General features: G+C 72.7%; 10 protein-coding genes and 1 pseudogene. 4 read left to right on the top strand and 7 right to left on the bottom strand.

Annotated elements, in window-relative coordinates; genetic code table 11:
- The first annotated feature begins 295 nt into the window (after window positions 1–295).
- Together ETD85_RS51230 and ETD85_RS63920 are read left to right on the top strand one after the other, a co-directional pair.
- Complete coding sequence (locus tag ETD85_RS51230) at window positions 296–877, top strand: TetR/AcrR family transcriptional regulator (RefSeq protein WP_138697127.1); 582 nt, start codon at window positions 296–298, stop codon at window positions 875–877.
- A 213-nt stretch (window positions 878–1,090) separates the two neighbouring features.
- A complete protein-coding gene (locus ETD85_RS63920) occupies window positions 1,091–1,261 on the top strand; it encodes a hypothetical protein (protein WP_170247304.1) in 171 nt (56 codons plus the stop codon).
- Window positions 1,262–1,347: 86 nt separating this feature from the next.
- On the opposite strand, the gene ETD85_RS51225 is transcribed toward ETD85_RS63920, so the two are convergent.
- Genes ETD85_RS51225 through ETD85_RS51205 form a run of 6 tightly spaced genes read right to left on the bottom strand, consistent with a single transcriptional unit; the run spans window position 1,348 to window position 11,391 of the window.
- On the bottom strand, window positions 1,348–5,571 hold the full coding sequence (locus ETD85_RS51225; RefSeq protein WP_138697126.1) for a fibronectin type III domain-containing protein: 4,224 nt from the start codon (window positions 5,569–5,571) through the stop codon (window positions 1,348–1,350).
- Between the two features lie 50 nt (window positions 5,572–5,621).
- Window positions 5,622–7,850, bottom strand: coding sequence for a geranylgeranyl reductase family protein (locus tag ETD85_RS51220; RefSeq protein WP_138697125.1), 2,229 nt, complete (start codon window positions 7,848–7,850; stop codon window positions 5,622–5,624).
- Window positions 7,851–7,853: 3 nt separating this feature from the next.
- Complete coding sequence (locus ETD85_RS63915; RefSeq protein ID WP_170247303.1) at window positions 7,854–8,435, bottom strand: hypothetical protein; 582 nt, start codon at window positions 8,433–8,435, stop codon at window positions 7,854–7,856.
- A gap of 13 nt (window positions 8,436–8,448) precedes the next feature.
- Complete coding sequence (locus ETD85_RS51210) at window positions 8,449–9,453, bottom strand: polyprenyl synthetase family protein (RefSeq protein WP_170247302.1); 1,005 nt, start codon at window positions 9,451–9,453, stop codon at window positions 8,449–8,451.
- Window positions 9,447–9,896 (bottom strand): hypothetical protein, encoded by a 450-nt coding sequence (locus tag ETD85_RS63910; protein WP_170247301.1) that lies wholly within the window; start codon window positions 9,894–9,896, stop codon window positions 9,447–9,449. Before ETD85_RS63910 ends, ETD85_RS51210 begins: the two co-directional genes overlap by 7 nt.
- Entirely contained in the window at window positions 9,889–11,391 is a 1,503-nt protein-coding gene (locus ETD85_RS51205; RefSeq protein ID WP_138697123.1) for a chymotrypsin family serine protease, read from the bottom strand. The genes ETD85_RS63910 and ETD85_RS51205 overlap by 8 nt, the downstream gene beginning before the upstream one ends.
- 339 nt (window positions 11,392–11,730) lie before the next feature.
- Between ETD85_RS51205 and ETD85_RS51200 the strand changes: the two genes are divergently transcribed.
- A complete protein-coding gene (locus ETD85_RS51200; RefSeq protein WP_138697122.1) occupies window positions 11,731–12,387 on the top strand; it encodes a hypothetical protein in 657 nt (218 codons plus the stop codon).
- A 210-nt stretch (window positions 12,388–12,597) separates the two neighbouring features.
- Window positions 12,598–13,215 (top strand): annotated as a pseudogene (locus ETD85_RS67775) (class I SAM-dependent methyltransferase); the annotation flags it as partial.
- Window positions 13,216–13,523: 308 nt separating this feature from the next.
- Here ETD85_RS67775 and ETD85_RS67770 read toward each other — a convergent pair.
- Window positions 13,524–13,841 (bottom strand): STAS domain-containing protein, encoded by a 318-nt coding sequence (locus tag ETD85_RS67770; protein WP_170247300.1) that lies wholly within the window; start codon window positions 13,839–13,841, stop codon window positions 13,524–13,526.
- Window positions 13,842–14,359 lie beyond the last annotated feature (518 nt).

Below are 14,359 nucleotides of genomic sequence, written 5' to 3'. Positions count from 1 at the left end.
CGCCCGGCCCGTCCTTCGGGGGTTCGGACCGCCGGTCGTCCTTGACACCCGCCTCACCGAGGCGGGTGTCTCGGTTTTCCGGGGCGCGGAGGGCTTTCCACGGCACGGAGGGCAGGCCCGGAATGGACGGGATCGGCGTTCCCGGCGGGGGGATGCGCGGTGGGACGCCTCCTCGATAGAATCGGAGAGCTCTCTCCGCTTCGATCGGAGACCCTGATCGGAGACGCCGAGCGGAGGCCCTGATCGAGACGTGGAGGGCTTCCCCCTTTTCGTTGTCAGAGGCAAGGTGCATGTCATGGGCGACGACCACACCTCGGCCAGGCCGTTGCGCGCCGACGCCAGGCGCAACCGCGAGCGGGTGCTGCAGATTGCGCAGGAGGCCCTGGCCAGCGACGGCCTGACCATCTCCTTCGACGAGATCGCCCGGCGGGCCGGGTTCGGGGTCGGCACGGTGTACCGGCACTTCCCGACCAAGGAGGCGCTGTTCGAGGCCGTGCTGCTGGGCCGGATCGAGCGGTTCGTGGCCGACGCCCGCGCGCAGGCGACGGCGGAGGACGCCGGCAAGGCGTTCTTCGGCTGGTTCACCCGAGTGGTCGAGCAGGCCGCGGCCAACCAGGCGCTGTGCGACATGCTGGACAGCGGTTCGGGGATGGCGTTCAGGCCCGGCTCCACCTTGGAGGACGACTTCGCCGACGCGGTCGGCCGGCTGCTGGCCAGGGCGCAGCGAGCCGGGGCGGTGCGACGCGACCTGGCGGCGGCGGACGTACTGGATCTGCTGCGGGGGTGCCTCGCGGCCGAGCGGCGGGCCCGGACCAGGGCGGGAGCCGCGCGGATGGCCGGGGTGATCTGCGACGGGATGCGGGCCGGGGCCGACTGACCGGCCGGTCAAGATGGTGTCGTCGTTTGTTCACGCAACGTCACCCTGGCGGCAGTTTCTCAGCCGATCGTGCTGGAAATCCCCATGTCAGAGACATCTGGCTCTTCGGACGCACCCGCGGAGCGCGGCGGCGGCCCCGGCTTCCCGCGGAGCACGCCGGCTTCGGCTTTTCGCGGGGGCTCACGTCCGGCCGACCCTGTTCGGAGGTTGTCCATGTTCGCCGCCATCGCCGCCCTGTTCTTCGCACTCGCGCTCATCTTCGAGCTCGCCGGCCTCGCCGTCGGCGGCGTGCTCACCGGCACCACGCTCGGCACCGCCGGGCTGCTCTGCGTCGCGCTGCACCTGATGGGCGTGGGCGCGGGCTGGAGCCTGCTCAAGAAGTGACCTTCCGGCGCCGGGCCGCACGCCCGTACCCGGCGTGCGGCCCGTCACGGGGGAGGGCCTACCGGCGGCACCGAGCGGCGCGGCGGTCAGCTCCCCGGGGTGACGCTGCCGCTGGGCGACGAGGGCGGGCTGAGCGCGACGTCGGTGATCGCGTACACGATGACGTTGTACGCCTGCCCGCCCTTCAGCCCCTGGATGACGGCGCTCGTCTGGTTCGCCGGCACGTACGTGGTGCGGCTGTGCGGGGAGGTGACCACGGCGTACCGGCGGACCGGCAGGCCGCCGAGCAGCCTGGGCGGATTCCACGTGACGGTCGCGGACCCCGCTCCGGCCGTGGCGGCGACGTTGAGCGGCGGCCCCAGCATGCCGAGGGCGGGCGGGGCCGCGTCGAACCAGCACTGGGCGAAGACGAGGGCGGTCAGGGTGCGGCCCGAGGTGGTGGCGGTGATCTCGGCGACGCCCGGGCGGTCGGCGACGTACCGTCCCGTGGAGTCGATCGTGCCGGGGCCGGCGGTGACCTTCCAGGTGACCGTGGCGGTGGGCAGCCCGAAGAACGTCACCCTGAAGTAGACCGGTTTGCCCACCTCGGCGTCGGCGCGGGGCGGGTCGATGGTGACGCCGGCGAAGGGGCCGCCGGAGTCGCGGGTCTTCCAGGACTCGTCCACGAGCCGGTCGAAACGGGTCTCCCCGCCGCCGAGGAAGGTGCTCGCGCGCAGGTAGGCGTCGACCCGGACGCCCAGCCACTCCTCCCACCAGGGGTTCTTGGTCGTGTCCGCCTTCCATTCCACGGTGGGGCCGACGCCGGCGCCGGGCCCGCCCGCCTCGTACACGATCACGGTGAACTCGGCCAGCAGCGCGATCTTGGCGTTGGCGTTCCCGGTGATGGTGATCGATCCGCCGTTGCTCGCCGGCGACCTGTTGATCGGCTCGGCGTGCACGCCGGTGTCGTCCCGCATGATGTGCGCGCCCACCTGCCTGGAGTACTTCAGGCCGGCCGACACCTCCCCGTTCACGTGGCTCTGCAGCGAGGTGGAGAGGTTGAACGTGGGGTTCAGGACCACGGGGACGGGACCCACCATGACGACCTTGCGGCCCAGGCTGATCGCGGGCAGGCGCTTGAAGTAGTCGGCGTCGGCGCCGTTGCCGAGCCGCACCCGCGTGTCGGCGCCGTAGGCGAGGCTGAGGTAGGCGTCGAAGTACACCTTGCCCTGCGTGATCCAGATCTTGACGTCGATGTGCGGCGTCAGGACGAACGTGGCCTCGAACCGGCCGCCCTTGCCCTGCGGGTTGGTACGCGGATCGGTGCCGAAGGCGATCTCGACCACGAGGCTGCCGTTCCTGATGCCGGCCGAGACGTCCTGGGGCGACACCTCGGCCCGCGGCGCGCCCTGGGCGAGGGTCTTGCCCTTGATCGTGGGCTGGACGAGCCTGACCCCCGGCGTCTGCTGCCGCAGCTTCGCCAGGTCGCCGGAGTCCAGGCCGGCGGTGACGGCGAGGGCGCCGTCGGCCAGCGCCTCGCCACCCGAGGCGGGTTTGGTGGAGACGCGGAACAGCCCGTTCTGGGTCCCCGTGGAGACGACCTTCCTGAACATCCCGTCGGGGACCTTGCCGGTGGGCAGCACGACCAGGATCGCGTTCGCGGCCAGCCCGGTGACCTGGGCCGGGGGCTGCTCGAACGACAGGGTGCCGTCCGCGGCGACCGTCCGCAGGGTCTCCAGGGACGCCTCCGAGAGCACGACCGGCCCGTTCTGGACCGTCACCTTGGGCACGATGGCGGCGGTGCGGGCGCTCGGCGTCCCGCTGCCGTGCGTGTTGGCCGCCTTCACGGTGAAGCTGTAGGACACGGCCGGATCGAGGCCGCTCATGGTGGCCGTGGTGCCGGTGGACGTCGCGGTCTTGCCGCCGGGGTCGGCCGTGACGGTGTAGCCGGTGATCGGGGCCGTGCCCACGTCGGCGGGCGCCGTCCAGGCGAGGGCCACGCTCCCGCTGCCCGACGCGGCGGCCACAGCCTCCGTGGGCGCGGCCGGCACGCGGGCCGCCTGCGGGACGACGCCCGCCTGCTCGGCCGCCTCGCTCGTCCCCGCCGCGTTCTTGGCGACGACCCGCACCGTGTAGGCGGTGCCGTTGGCCAGGCCGGTGATCGAGGTCACCGTCGTCCCGGCGGCGACGTCGACGGTGCGCCCGCCGGGCTGGAGCGTCACCGTGTAGCCGGTGATGGGCGAGCCGCCGTCTTGGGGCGCCACCCACTGCGCGTCGATCCGACCGTCCAGGGGGACGACGAGCAGCGCGGCCGGCAGCAGCGGGACGGACGCGGGCTCCGGCGCGACCAGCTCCGAGGCGCGCGAGGCCGTCCCTCCGACGGCGTTGATCGCGGTCACGGTGAAGGCGTACGGCGTGCCGTTGGTCAGCCCGGTCACCACGGCCTCGTGGGTGTCGGGTCCGGCGGTGACGCTCTTGCCACCGGGACTGGCACTGATCTCGTACGAGGTGATCTTCGCCGTGCCGGGGTCGGGCGGGCTCCACGAGACGCGGACCGCCCCGTCGCGCGGCAGGAGGTCGGTGATGAGCGGCGGGCCCGGCGGGGCGGGCGCCGCAGGGGTGGCCGCCGGCGACATGGCCGACGAAGGGCCGGTGCCGATGATGTTGGTCGCGGTGACCGTGAAGGTGTAGAGCTGGTCGCCCTTCAGCCCCGTGACCGTGGCGGAGGTCTGGCCCCAGTACGCCATGCCGACCTCGCCGCCGGGCGTGCTGGTGACCTTGTACTCGGTGATGTCCGCCCCGCCGTCGTCGGCGGGCGGCTGCCAGGAGACCTGTACGGAGCCGAACTCCGGCGCGGTGACGAGCTTGACCGGGGCGCCGGGGATCTTGCCCTGCACCGGGGAGACGGCCGCGGAGGCCGCCGAGACGGGACCGGTGCCGACGGCGTTGGTCGCGGTGACCGTGAAGGTGTAGGCCGTGCCGTTGGTGAGGCCGGTCACGGTGGCGGTCGTGCGGCCCGCCACCGTGACGGACCGGCCGCCGGGCGTGGCGGTCACGGTGTAGGTGTTGATCGGGGTGCCGCCGTCGGAGGCGGGCGGCTGCCACGACACCCGTACCGCCTGGTGCCTGGCCACCCCGGTGACGGTCGTGGGGGCGCCGGGCCGGCCAGGTCCGGTGAAGTAAGCGTAGACGTCGATCTGGACCGTCGCCTTTATGGAGCTGTTGTTGTAGATGACCACCTTGCCGTCCGTGCCGAGCTTGGCCGCGACGAACGCGCTCGTGGTCACCCCCTTCTGGTAGAAGGCCGCGACCCCGCCGGCGTTCGGCTCGCCCGAGGCGTAGACCTGCAGGGCGTTGCAGCAGGAGGTGTCCGCCCCCTTGACGGTGAGCGACAGGGCCACCGACCACACGCCGGATGAGGGGACGCCGCCCTTCCCGAGCGGGGCCAGCGTGTAGGCCGCCCCGGCGTTGATCGCGACGTTGGCCGCGATCCGGGCCGGCTGCAGCGGCCGGAGCACGGCGCCTGCCGCCGTGGCGCTGGGCGCCACGAAGTACCCGGCGAGGTCGACCGTGAGGCTGACCAGGCTCGTGCCGGCGTTGCTGATGGTGACCGAACCGTCGGCGCCGAGCGCGGAGATCACATAGTTGTGCAGCTCGCCGACGGTGCCGTAGTCGAGGTTGGCCTCGGCGGGCTTGGCCGTGCCGGTCGGGAACACCGTCAGCTTGCCCGTGGCCGAGGCGCTCGACGCGGTCAGGGTGAGGGCGACGTGGGAGATCGTGCCGCGCGTGATCCCGGCCTCGCGCAGGGGGAACACCGTCAGGCTGCCGTTGGCCGCGATGGTGGTGTCGGCGACCTCGTCGAGGGACACCGCGGCGAAGACGCTGCCGGCCGCCGCGCCGGCCGCGGTGAGGGTGTAGCCGTAGACGTCGGCGTAGAGCCTGGCCGTGACCGCGCCCTTGTTGGCGATCTTGACGTTTCCGTCCGTGCCCGACTTCACGGTGAGCAGGTTGTGGACGTACAGGTCGGAGCGGTACGTGAGCGCGGTCACCGCCGGTTCGGCCGCGCCGGAGGGGTAGGCGATCAGGGAGCCGGTACCGCCCGTGCCCTTGGCGGCCAGGTTGAGCGCCACCGAGGCGACACCGGTGGCGGGGACGCCGGCCACGCCGGCCACCTTCACCGTGGCGGTGGCGCCGGCCGCGATGTCGAGCGCGCTCGCGACGCGGCCGCGTACCGCGTAGAACTGGCCCGCCTGGGGCGAGTCGGGGGCGCCCGCCGCCGCGGCGGCCGCGGTGCCCGCTGCCGCGCCGGGCGCTGACAGGAGGGTCGCCATGAGCAGTAAGGACAGGACGGCGGAGATCCGCGAGCGAAGACGAGGACGGTTCATGAGCGGGCCCCCAGGTCAGGCCGGGCGGTGCGGAGGAGGTGGTCGGCGATGGCGTGCAGGGAGGTCCGGGCGGGTCCTTCGGCCACGCCGGACAGCGCCTGCTGGGCGTCGCGGCAGAGCTCCTGGATCCAGGCGGCCGTCTGTTTGAGCGCGGTCGTCCGCCCGACCAGGACGGTCACTTCCGCGGCCCGTTCCGGCCTGGACGAGCCTTCGAGACGAAGCCCGCCGGCCGCGCCTCCGAGCCCGCCGGCCGCGCCTCCCAGCTCGGACAGGGCCAGGCGGAAGGGGAGGCTAGGCAGTCCGGCGTCGAGCTCCTCGAGGTCGGCCAGGGCGTCGCGGCCGAGCCGGTCGAGGCCGCCGGACAGCCGCCGCAGGTCGTCGGCCAGCTGGGCCGCGGCCCCCATCACGCGGCCGTACTCGCCCAGGGCCGTGGCCGCGGGGCCGGGGGCGCCGGCGGCCGTCGCCCCGACCTCGCAGGCCGCGGCGCACAGCGCCGCCGTGCCCGACCTGGACGAGAGCTCCAGCCAGGCGCGCGAGGTCGCGGGCTCGGCGGCGCGGGCGGCGGTGAGCTCGGCCATGCGGCCGTTGCTGGCCTCCTCGATGGCGCGCGCGAGCTGCGCGGTGATCCGGACGTCCTGGGTGGCGCACAGTTCGAGGGCCCGCGCCAGGAACAGGTCGGTGGTGAGGACGGCGAACATGGTGCCCCAGTTCTGGCGGGCCCTGCGCGTCCCGCCGGCAGGGGCGGCGTCCACGCTGGCCTGGGCGAGCGCGGCGAGGGCCGCCAGGTCGGTGGCCGCGGCCAGCGCGGTCAGCCCCCGGACCGGCTGGTACGCCGCCGCGGCCAGCAGGACGAGCAGCGCGGGGCGCGGCGCCATGAGGTACTCCTCCGACAGCAGCGCGGGCAGCCGGTCCAGGAACGGCCAGTCCTTGCGTACGGTGTCGGCCAGGATCTCCCCGACCTCCACGAGCGGGGCGGCCAGCCGCAGCCGAGGGTCGAGGCAGTGCCGGATGTCGTCGAGCGCGCCGGGCGCCGTGGTCTCGAAGCCCGCGGTGTGGTCGGGGGCCAGCATGGCCCGCCGGGTCAGCGCGAAGACGGGACGGTCGGAGTCGAAGGTGTCCTCCAGGACCCGCCAGGCCAGGCGGTGCCGGTTGACGGCGTGCCGCCCGGTCTCCAGGTGGCCGCTGAACCTGCGGGTCAGCGTGGCCGCGTACTCCGACAGGTCGTCGACGGGGCCGGCCGGCCGCGCGGCGATCACCTCGGCGGCGATCTTCCCGGACTCCAGGGCGAAGCTGATGCCCTCGCCGGTGCCCGGGTTGATCATCCCCGCGGCGTCCCCCACCAGGACCAGGCCGGGGCTCCACGACCGGTCGGGGGTGAAGCCGAAGAACAGGGGCGCGCCCTTCGGCGGTCCCTCCTGCCGGGCGGCGGCGAACCATGGCACCGTGGCGCGCAGCTCCGCCACGAAACGCTCGAACAGGTCGTCGAGCCGGACCCCGGGATGCTTCTCCGCCACCCCCGCTCCGACGTTGGCGCGGTCGGGGCCGAGCGGGATGACCCACCCGTACGCCGGCAGCCGGGAGTGGGTGGCCGGGTTGTCCAGCGGCATGTGGAAGCTGAGCGTGTCCTCCAGCGCGGGCACCCCGGAGAAGTACGTGCGCATCGCGTAGCCGAGCCGGCCCCTGGTGGTCTCCACCAGCCCCGACTGCCTGGCCAGCTTCGAGGTGCTGCCGTCGGCGGCCACCACCACCCGGGCGCGGACGATCTCACGGCCGTCCGGGGTCACCGCCTCGACCCCGCGCACGACGCCGTCCTCGCGGACCAGGCCGCGCACCTGTACGCGCTGGCGGAAGACGGCCCCCTCCGCCACGGCCCTGCGTACCAGCACGTGGTCGAGCAGCGCCCGCGGCACGACGATCCCGTACCGGCCGCCGGCCGGGTCCTCCCTGCCGTACCTGAAGGCACGGGTGCTGCGCTGCCCGGCCGGGCCCATGGACACCTCGAGCCCGCCGATCCCGAAGGCCCCGGTCAGGTCGCCGAGCACGTCCATCTCCCGCAGGAGCTCGACCCCGGCCCGGTTGACGGCGTCGCCGCAGCTCTTGTCCCGGGGGAAGGCCGAGCGTTCGAGCAGCGCCACCCGCCGTCCCCGCCGGGCGAGGTGGAAGGCGGCGGCGGCGCCGGCCGGGCCCGCCCCGACGACGACGGCGTCGAACTCGCTCTCGCTCATGCCTCAGCCCTTGGGGATGGGACAGGGCGCGACCCCCGCGCCCGATCGGGACTCCGGCTCTCCGCGGCCGGCGGCCTGGGCGGGCAGCGCGCGGATCGTCCGGGCGTACAGGCGTCCCGACATGGCGGCGTTGCCCGGCCCTGTGCGGGTGTCCGCGCGGGCGTCGCTGAGACCGGCGACGGCCAGCCCGATCGCGGCGGTGATCCGGGCCTCCTGCGGGCCGCTCAGCTGTTCGGCGAGCAGGGCAAGCCGGTCGCGCGCGCCCAGCGAGGCGAAGTCGCCGGGCAGGGCGAGCACCGCGTCGAGCGCGGCGTCGATCTCCGCCCGGCCCGCGGCGTCCGCCGCGGAATACCACTCCTTGAGCCGGCGGCCGGCCGCGCCCGGATCGCCGGCGGTGCGCAGCCCGGCCATCGTCTGGGCCAGGGCCGCGAAGCCCGCCTGACGGGCCTGGCTCAGCACGCCGCTCCCGGCGGTCCCCGCGGTGGCCGCGCCCGTCGCGCCCAGGACCGTGCTCCCGCCGCCGAGTGCGATGCCGGCCGCCCGGATGAACCGCCTGCGGCTGTGGCTCTGCTGTGGTTGGGCCATGGGCACAAGCTCCTTAGTACGGGCGCATGACGACGTAGCGGGCGAGGCGCACCAGAGAGTCCTTCGGCCCGCCGTCCTGGAGTCCGGCGAGGTGGGTCACGGCCTGGTGGGCGTAGTCCTGGGCGATGGCGGACGCGCCGCTGACCCCTCCCGAGGCGGAGATCAGGGCGCAGGCCTCCTCCTGCTCGGCCGCGCTGAGATCGTCGCGCCGCAGCAGGTCCCGCAGCCGGTCCGCGTCCGGGCCGCTCTGGTGCAGGGCGATCAGGACGGGCAGGCCGTAGACGCCTTCGCGCAGGTCGGTGCCCGGCCGCTTGCCGAGCGTCGCCTCCGGCGCAATGACGTCGAGAGTGTCGTCGGCGGCCTGGAAGGCCAGGCCGAGCGCTCGGCCGTAGTGGCCGAGCGCGTTGACGGCGGCCGGGGGCGCGCCCGCGAGGTGGGCGCCGGCGCGGCAGGAGAGCTCGAACAGGGCGGCGGTCTTGCGGGCCGCGATCTGGGCGTAGGAGCCGAGGCGGTGGTCGAGGTTGTAGGTGTTCTCCGCCTCCTGCATCTGGCCCAGCGCCAGGGCGAGCATGGACTGGCTCGCCCACGCGGTGACCACCTCGTCCACCTCGGCCAGCAGCCGGATGGCCCGCGCGAAGGCGAACGTGCCCGCGGTGACCGCCTCGGCGTCGCCGCGCAGGGCGTTGACCGTGGGGGATCCTCGCCGGGTCTCGGCGCGGTCCATGACGTCGTCGTGGTAGAGCGAGGCGACGTGCAGCAGCTCGACGGCGGCGGCCACACGGAGCAGATCCTCCCTCCCGGCGCCGGCTGCGGCGGCGTCGGGTCCGAAGGCGGCGGACAGGAAGAGCAGGGCGGGCCGGACCCGCTTGCCGCCGCGGGCCACCAGGTGGGCGGCGGCGCGGGTCAGGTGCGGGTGCTCCGAGCGCACCGCCTCCTCCAGCACCGTGTCCAGGTCGGTCAGCAGGCCGGCGGCCGGCTCGTGGGTGAGCCAGCGGCCGATCTCGATGTGCCCTAACACTTGGGGTCCCCCTGGGCGTGGTACGGCCCCGTCACCTCGTACCTCAGCGGGACGCCGTCGATCTCCCCGGGCAGGCCGGTCAGCCCGTCCGGGCCGGTCAGGGAGAGCCGGATCCCGTAGGCCGTCTCCTGCTCCCGCTCGTCGCCGACGAGGACGACGCCCGCGCCCACGATCTGCGGGTACCGGCGGCGCAGCTCCTGGTACCTGGCCCGCATGACCTCCTGGGCGCGGTTTCGCGCGACGCCTGGCATCGGGCTCCTCGTGGTGTCCTGCGTCGATCCGGCGGGCGGCGGCGTGCTGCCTGGCGTCGGCGTGGTGCCTGACGTCGCTCCGGCCGGGGCCGTCGTGCGGCAGGAGTCCGGGGCGGCGTCGCCGCCGGCGCATCCGGTCATCGTGGCGGAGGCGACGAGGGCCAGGGCCGTCCGCGCCGCCCGGCTAGCCATCGGGGTCCAGCAACGACCCCGTGCCGGCGGCGATCTCCTTGAGCTTCTGCAGCAGGTTGGGGTCGTCCAGCAGGTTGAGCAGGTCGCGGCCGGTCATGCCGACGATGCCGCGCTCCCGTACCAGCGCGATCGTCTGCTCGGCCGCGGCGGCCTCGTCCGGCAGCATGAACTTGCGCGCTCTGGCCAGGGACTCCTCGGCGTCGTGGATGAACTGCTCGCTGACCCTGATGTCGTCGCGGTCGGGGTTCATCAGGGCGAGCTTCATGTCGCCGCCGTGCTGGGAGTACAGGGCCTGGGCGAAGGCGCGGTCGCTGTCGGGCACCTGCGGCTTGACCTCGGCGGAGCGGACCATGGCGGTCGACTCGTTCAGGTAGAGGGCGTCGATCAGCCAGCGCCCGACCAGGGTGGTCGCGAGGTACTTGTCGCGGGCGTACGAGATCGACATCCACTCCTGGGTGAACGGCACCCCGGTCAGCTCCTCCGCCGTGGCCAGGAAGGGGCAGATGAAGGAGAAGAACGTGCCGCCCGAGCCGCCCCGGCACACCACGGATCCCGAGTCGCCGCCCTGGCTCATCGGGGTGGTGAGGATCTGCCCGTCGAAGGTGGCGTATCCGCCGGTGTAGCGGACCGTGACGATCTCGTCGATGGCCGTGATGCGTCCTGTGGTGTACTCGGTCGTCCGGCCGGTCTTCTGGACCGGCGAGCCGGGCGGGCGGACGTCCTCCGCCGTCAGGACGGAACGGGCGGCTGGGCCATGGATCATCTCGATGCCGAGCCGGCTGGTCACCTCGCCGATCGGGTTGAGAATGGTTTGGAAGGGGCCCCCGGCGAACAGCAGGCCGACCGCGGGCTGCGCGACCGTCGGCCTGGTCATGTCGCCCTTGATGTCGTCGTAGACGACGCAGTTGTCATCGAGGTGGGCGATCGCCGCGTCGATGCGGTTGTAGGCCCCGCTGAAGTCGAGGTTCTCGTAGCGGGTGAGGGTGGCGATCCTGTTGTCGGGCGAGATCGGCATGTCCAACGGGCCGGGCTGGTAGATCGGGTCCCCGGCCTTCGCCTTGTTCTCCGCCGCCAGGACGTGGTTGTTGGACAGGATGGCGACCTTCTCGCCGTCGCGCATGTCCTTGACCAGGCAGCCGAGGGTCCCCGCAGTGATCAGGGGGTGGCCGATGCTGATGCCGCCCATCGCGGGGCGCTCCTTCTGGTGGAAGGTGTAGGCGTAAAGGACGCCGGACTCGACCACGTCGGTCTCGACGGTCGTGCCCTGGATGTCGAGGGTCCCCGGCACGGCGCGGCTGGGCGCCAGCTGGCTGGAGGGGACTTTGCGGACGACGTGAACGATGCACGAGGGGGTGTCCTGGACTTCACCGCCGCGCGTCGGGGGGCCGAAACCGATGCCGACGACGTTGGGGTCCTCGCGGAAACGTTGCCAGAGCTGGTCGCGGGCCTGGCGAACCAGCGGCCGCGCCCTACGCCACTCCTCGGGTCCGGCCATCGGGCTCCCTGCGCTTGCGGTGATCTTGGGTGTTGATCGAAAGCGTCGGCAGCAACGGTCGGTAAGTCAAGAGGTTAGTAAAGGACCGATTTTCACTCTCGGTAACCTTGACGGGTTTTCGGTCCGGTCCTTAGTGGGCGCTTCCAAGGGTGCTCGCCGGAGGGTGACCGGGTAAAGGTGAGCCCTTTTCGCATTACCCGGCGTGATCAAAATTGCGCGAAAGGGCTGAAAGGTGGCCGGAAGTGGCCAATGTTCATGCAGGCATTGACGCGTTCACGCTCCACATGATCATCTCCCTTCAGGCAGTCCGGCCTCGTCGAACGGCCCTTGGGAGCCCGTATGACCAAGGTGTTCCAGCACTTCAAGCCCCACAGGAACGTGTTCGCCGTCGCCGTCGCGGGGGTCGCCATGACTCTGACGCTGAGCTCGGCCGGCGCCGGTCTTGACGCGCAGGCGCAGGCGACCACCTGGACCGTCCCCATGAGCGGCATCGCCACCGGAACCGGTGAGATCAGCGGCATGGTCGCCCAGGTCGGGTGGAGCATGGTCTGTAAGACCGTCGAGGCCAAGGTCAGCGCTCGGCGCGGCGTCGGCCTCCCCGGTGACGGGATCATCTCGATCACCGGCATTTCCTTCGCCCCCGTGGGCGCCACCTGCATAGGCCCGCTGGGGCTCACCATGGACGTCTCCGTCGACACCCTGCCGCTGAAGTTCGACGCGACGGCTTTCGACGCGCGTACCGGCATGGTCGCGGGACGGGTGTCGGGGGTCAGCGTCACGGTGGAGAGCAGTGACGGCTGCGTCGTGACCGTGGCCGGCCAGGCCGATGCCACCTACGACAACACCAGCGGGGCGATCGTCATCGCGGACAACTCTCACTTGCGGATCGCGAGTGTGGGGCCCTACTGCAGCAGCTCCGGGCTCAAGGTCGGCCAGAACGCCGTTCTCAACGGCCGCTTCGAGGTCGCCCCTCGCGGGGTCATCACCAGCCACTGACCGCCGCCGGCCCGCGTGCGCCGCCGGCCTTGTCCCGGCGGCACCCGGCCGCTCTGGGGCGGGCGGTCCCTGGGGTGCCCTTCCTTCGGGCGGCTCCTGCACCACTCGGGGCGCCTCGTCCGGAACCTGTCCTCTCCGCCGGGGTGAACGCTGAATCGCCTGCCTCATTGGCCCCGTCGTCCTGGCTGCGGGCTCGTAGGGTGAGCGTCCATGGGACACCAGCGCGAGGCGTGGGACGCCGGCGGCGCCTACGAGGCGTACGTCGGCCGGTGGAGCCGCCGCGTCGCCGTGGCGTTCGTGCGCTCGCTCGGCGTGCCGGTCGGCGGGCGGTGGCTGGACGCGGGCTGCGGCACCGGGGCGCTGACGGCGGCCGTGCTGGCGATCGCGGATCCGGCCCGGGTGGTCGGCGTGGACACCTCGGCGCCGTTCGTGGCGCACGCCGGTGCGCGGATCGCGGACCGGCGCGCGGGGTTCGCCGTCGGTGACATGCGCGGCCTCCCCCTGCCGGATGCCGGCCTCGCCGCGCGGCCGGCCGCCGGGACCGGCGCTGGGTCGGGCGGGAGGGCCGGTGGGGGGTTCGATGCCGTGGTGAGCGGGTTGGCGCTCAACTTCGTGCCCGAGCCGGAGCGCGCCGTCGCCGAGTTCGCCCGGGTCGCCGCGCCGGGTGGCGTCGTGGCCGCGTACGTGTGGGACTACGCCGAAGGCATGGGCATGCTGCGCGCCTTCTGGGACGCCGCCGCCGTGGTCGACCCGGCCGCGTCCGCTCTGGACGAGGGCCGCCGCTTCCCCCTGTGCCGTCCGGAGCCGCTGGCCCGCCTGTGGTCCGCGGCCGGTCTGGACGAGGTCGGCGTGCGGCCGATCGAGGTGCCGACGGTCTTCGCGGGCTTCGACGACTACTGGCAGCCGTTCCTGGGCGGCCAGGGCCCGGCGCCGGGCTACCTCTTGTCCCTTCCGGAAGAACGCCGCCTCGCCCTGCGCGACCTGCTCAGAGCCGGCTGCCCGCCGACGCCTCCGGTACGATCCGCCTCGTCGCCCGGGTCTGGGCGGTACGCGGCCGGCGGGCGGGACGCTGAGCGGCCATTCCAGAAGGAGCTCCCTCCGGATGAGGTCCGAGCCAGGGGCAAGGCGGTCGTCGTTCAGGAGAAGTGGGCGTCCAGGCCGGTGATGCGCAGCAGCCGCTTCATGCCCGGCGGGACGCCCGCGATCCGCAGCCGGGTGCGCTGGCGCAGCGCGAGGTTCTGGGCGGCGACGAGGATGCCGAGCCCGGCGGCGTCGATGAACGACAGCTTGCTGACCTCGATGACCAGCGTGGCCTTGTGGCGGTGGCCCGCTTCCTGCAGGAGTTCGAGCAGGTGGGTGCGCAGCAGCTCGGTCGTGGCGATGTCGAGCTCGCCCGACACGGCGACGGTCAGGGTCTCGTTGTGGCGGCTCGTGGTCAGATGAAGTGGATCCATGCCGGCTCCGCGCTCTATCAGGGCCGGGAACATCCTGTCGCGGCCACGGACCCGCCCTTGCCATAGACACCAGATGTCATACTTGAGTCACTTAGAGCGACTGTGTGCATTCGGAATGGAGTGTACATGCCTGACCGCCCGCGTCGAGAGGTCAGGACCGATCCAGGTGGACAAGAGAATTACTCAGGAAAACAATTCCGATTACTGGGTGAAAGATCCTCATACCGTTAGCGTGATATCAGGCCCAGGAGAATCAAGTCGCACACGGCGACGAAGTCGTCCTCGATGCCCGGCGCGCTCCATCCGGCCGCATGGGCGGGGTCGTGAAAGCCTTCGTGGCGAGGAACACGGCACGGGCCGCGAGGGCGGGGTCACCGGCCGCCAGCTCCCCGCCTGGCCGCCCTCGTTGACGAACACCTGTCTCGTATACACATCTCCGCGCCCCCGAGACCCTAAGACACCTCGTATGCCGTCTTCTGCTTGAACAAATAAAAAAAAAAAAAAAACGAGGATACTCG

Source organism: Nonomuraea zeae, from assembly GCF_005889725.1.
Taxonomy (GTDB): domain Bacteria; phylum Actinomycetota; class Actinomycetes; order Streptosporangiales; family Streptosporangiaceae; genus Nonomuraea; species Nonomuraea zeae.
Note: the sequence above shows the minus strand (reverse complement) of the source record. Positions and strands in the feature narration are given on the sequence as shown.

Excerpts from the sequence above, each read along its gene's own strand:
- ETD85_RS51230 (WP_138697127.1), top strand. The coding sequence starts at position 296 with ATGGGCGACGACCACACCTCGGCCAGGCCGTTGCGCGCCGACGCCAGG.
- ETD85_RS63920 (WP_170247304.1), top strand. The coding sequence starts at position 1,091 with ATGTTCGCCGCCATCGCCGCCCTGTTCTTCGCACTCGCGCTCATCTTC.
- ETD85_RS51225 (WP_138697126.1), bottom strand. The coding sequence starts at position 5,571 with ATGGCGACCCTCCTGTCAGCGCCCGGCGCGGCAGCGGGCACCGCGGCC.
- ETD85_RS51220 (WP_138697125.1), bottom strand. The coding sequence starts at position 7,850 with ATGAGCGAGAGCGAGTTCGACGCCGTCGTCGTCGGGGCGGGCCCGGCC.
- ETD85_RS63915 (WP_170247303.1), bottom strand. The coding sequence starts at position 8,435 with ATGGCCCAACCACAGCAGAGCCACAGCCGCAGGCGGTTCATCCGGGCG.
- ETD85_RS63910 (WP_170247301.1), bottom strand. The coding sequence starts at position 9,896 with ATGGCTAGCCGGGCGGCGCGGACGGCCCTGGCCCTCGTCGCCTCCGCC.
- ETD85_RS51205 (WP_138697123.1), bottom strand. The coding sequence starts at position 11,391 with ATGGCCGGACCCGAGGAGTGGCGTAGGGCGCGGCCGCTGGTTCGCCAG.
- ETD85_RS51200 (WP_138697122.1), top strand. The coding sequence starts at position 11,731 with ATGACCAAGGTGTTCCAGCACTTCAAGCCCCACAGGAACGTGTTCGCC.
- ETD85_RS67770 (WP_170247300.1), bottom strand. The coding sequence starts at position 13,841 with ATGGATCCACTTCATCTGACCACGAGCCGCCACAACGAGACCCTGACC.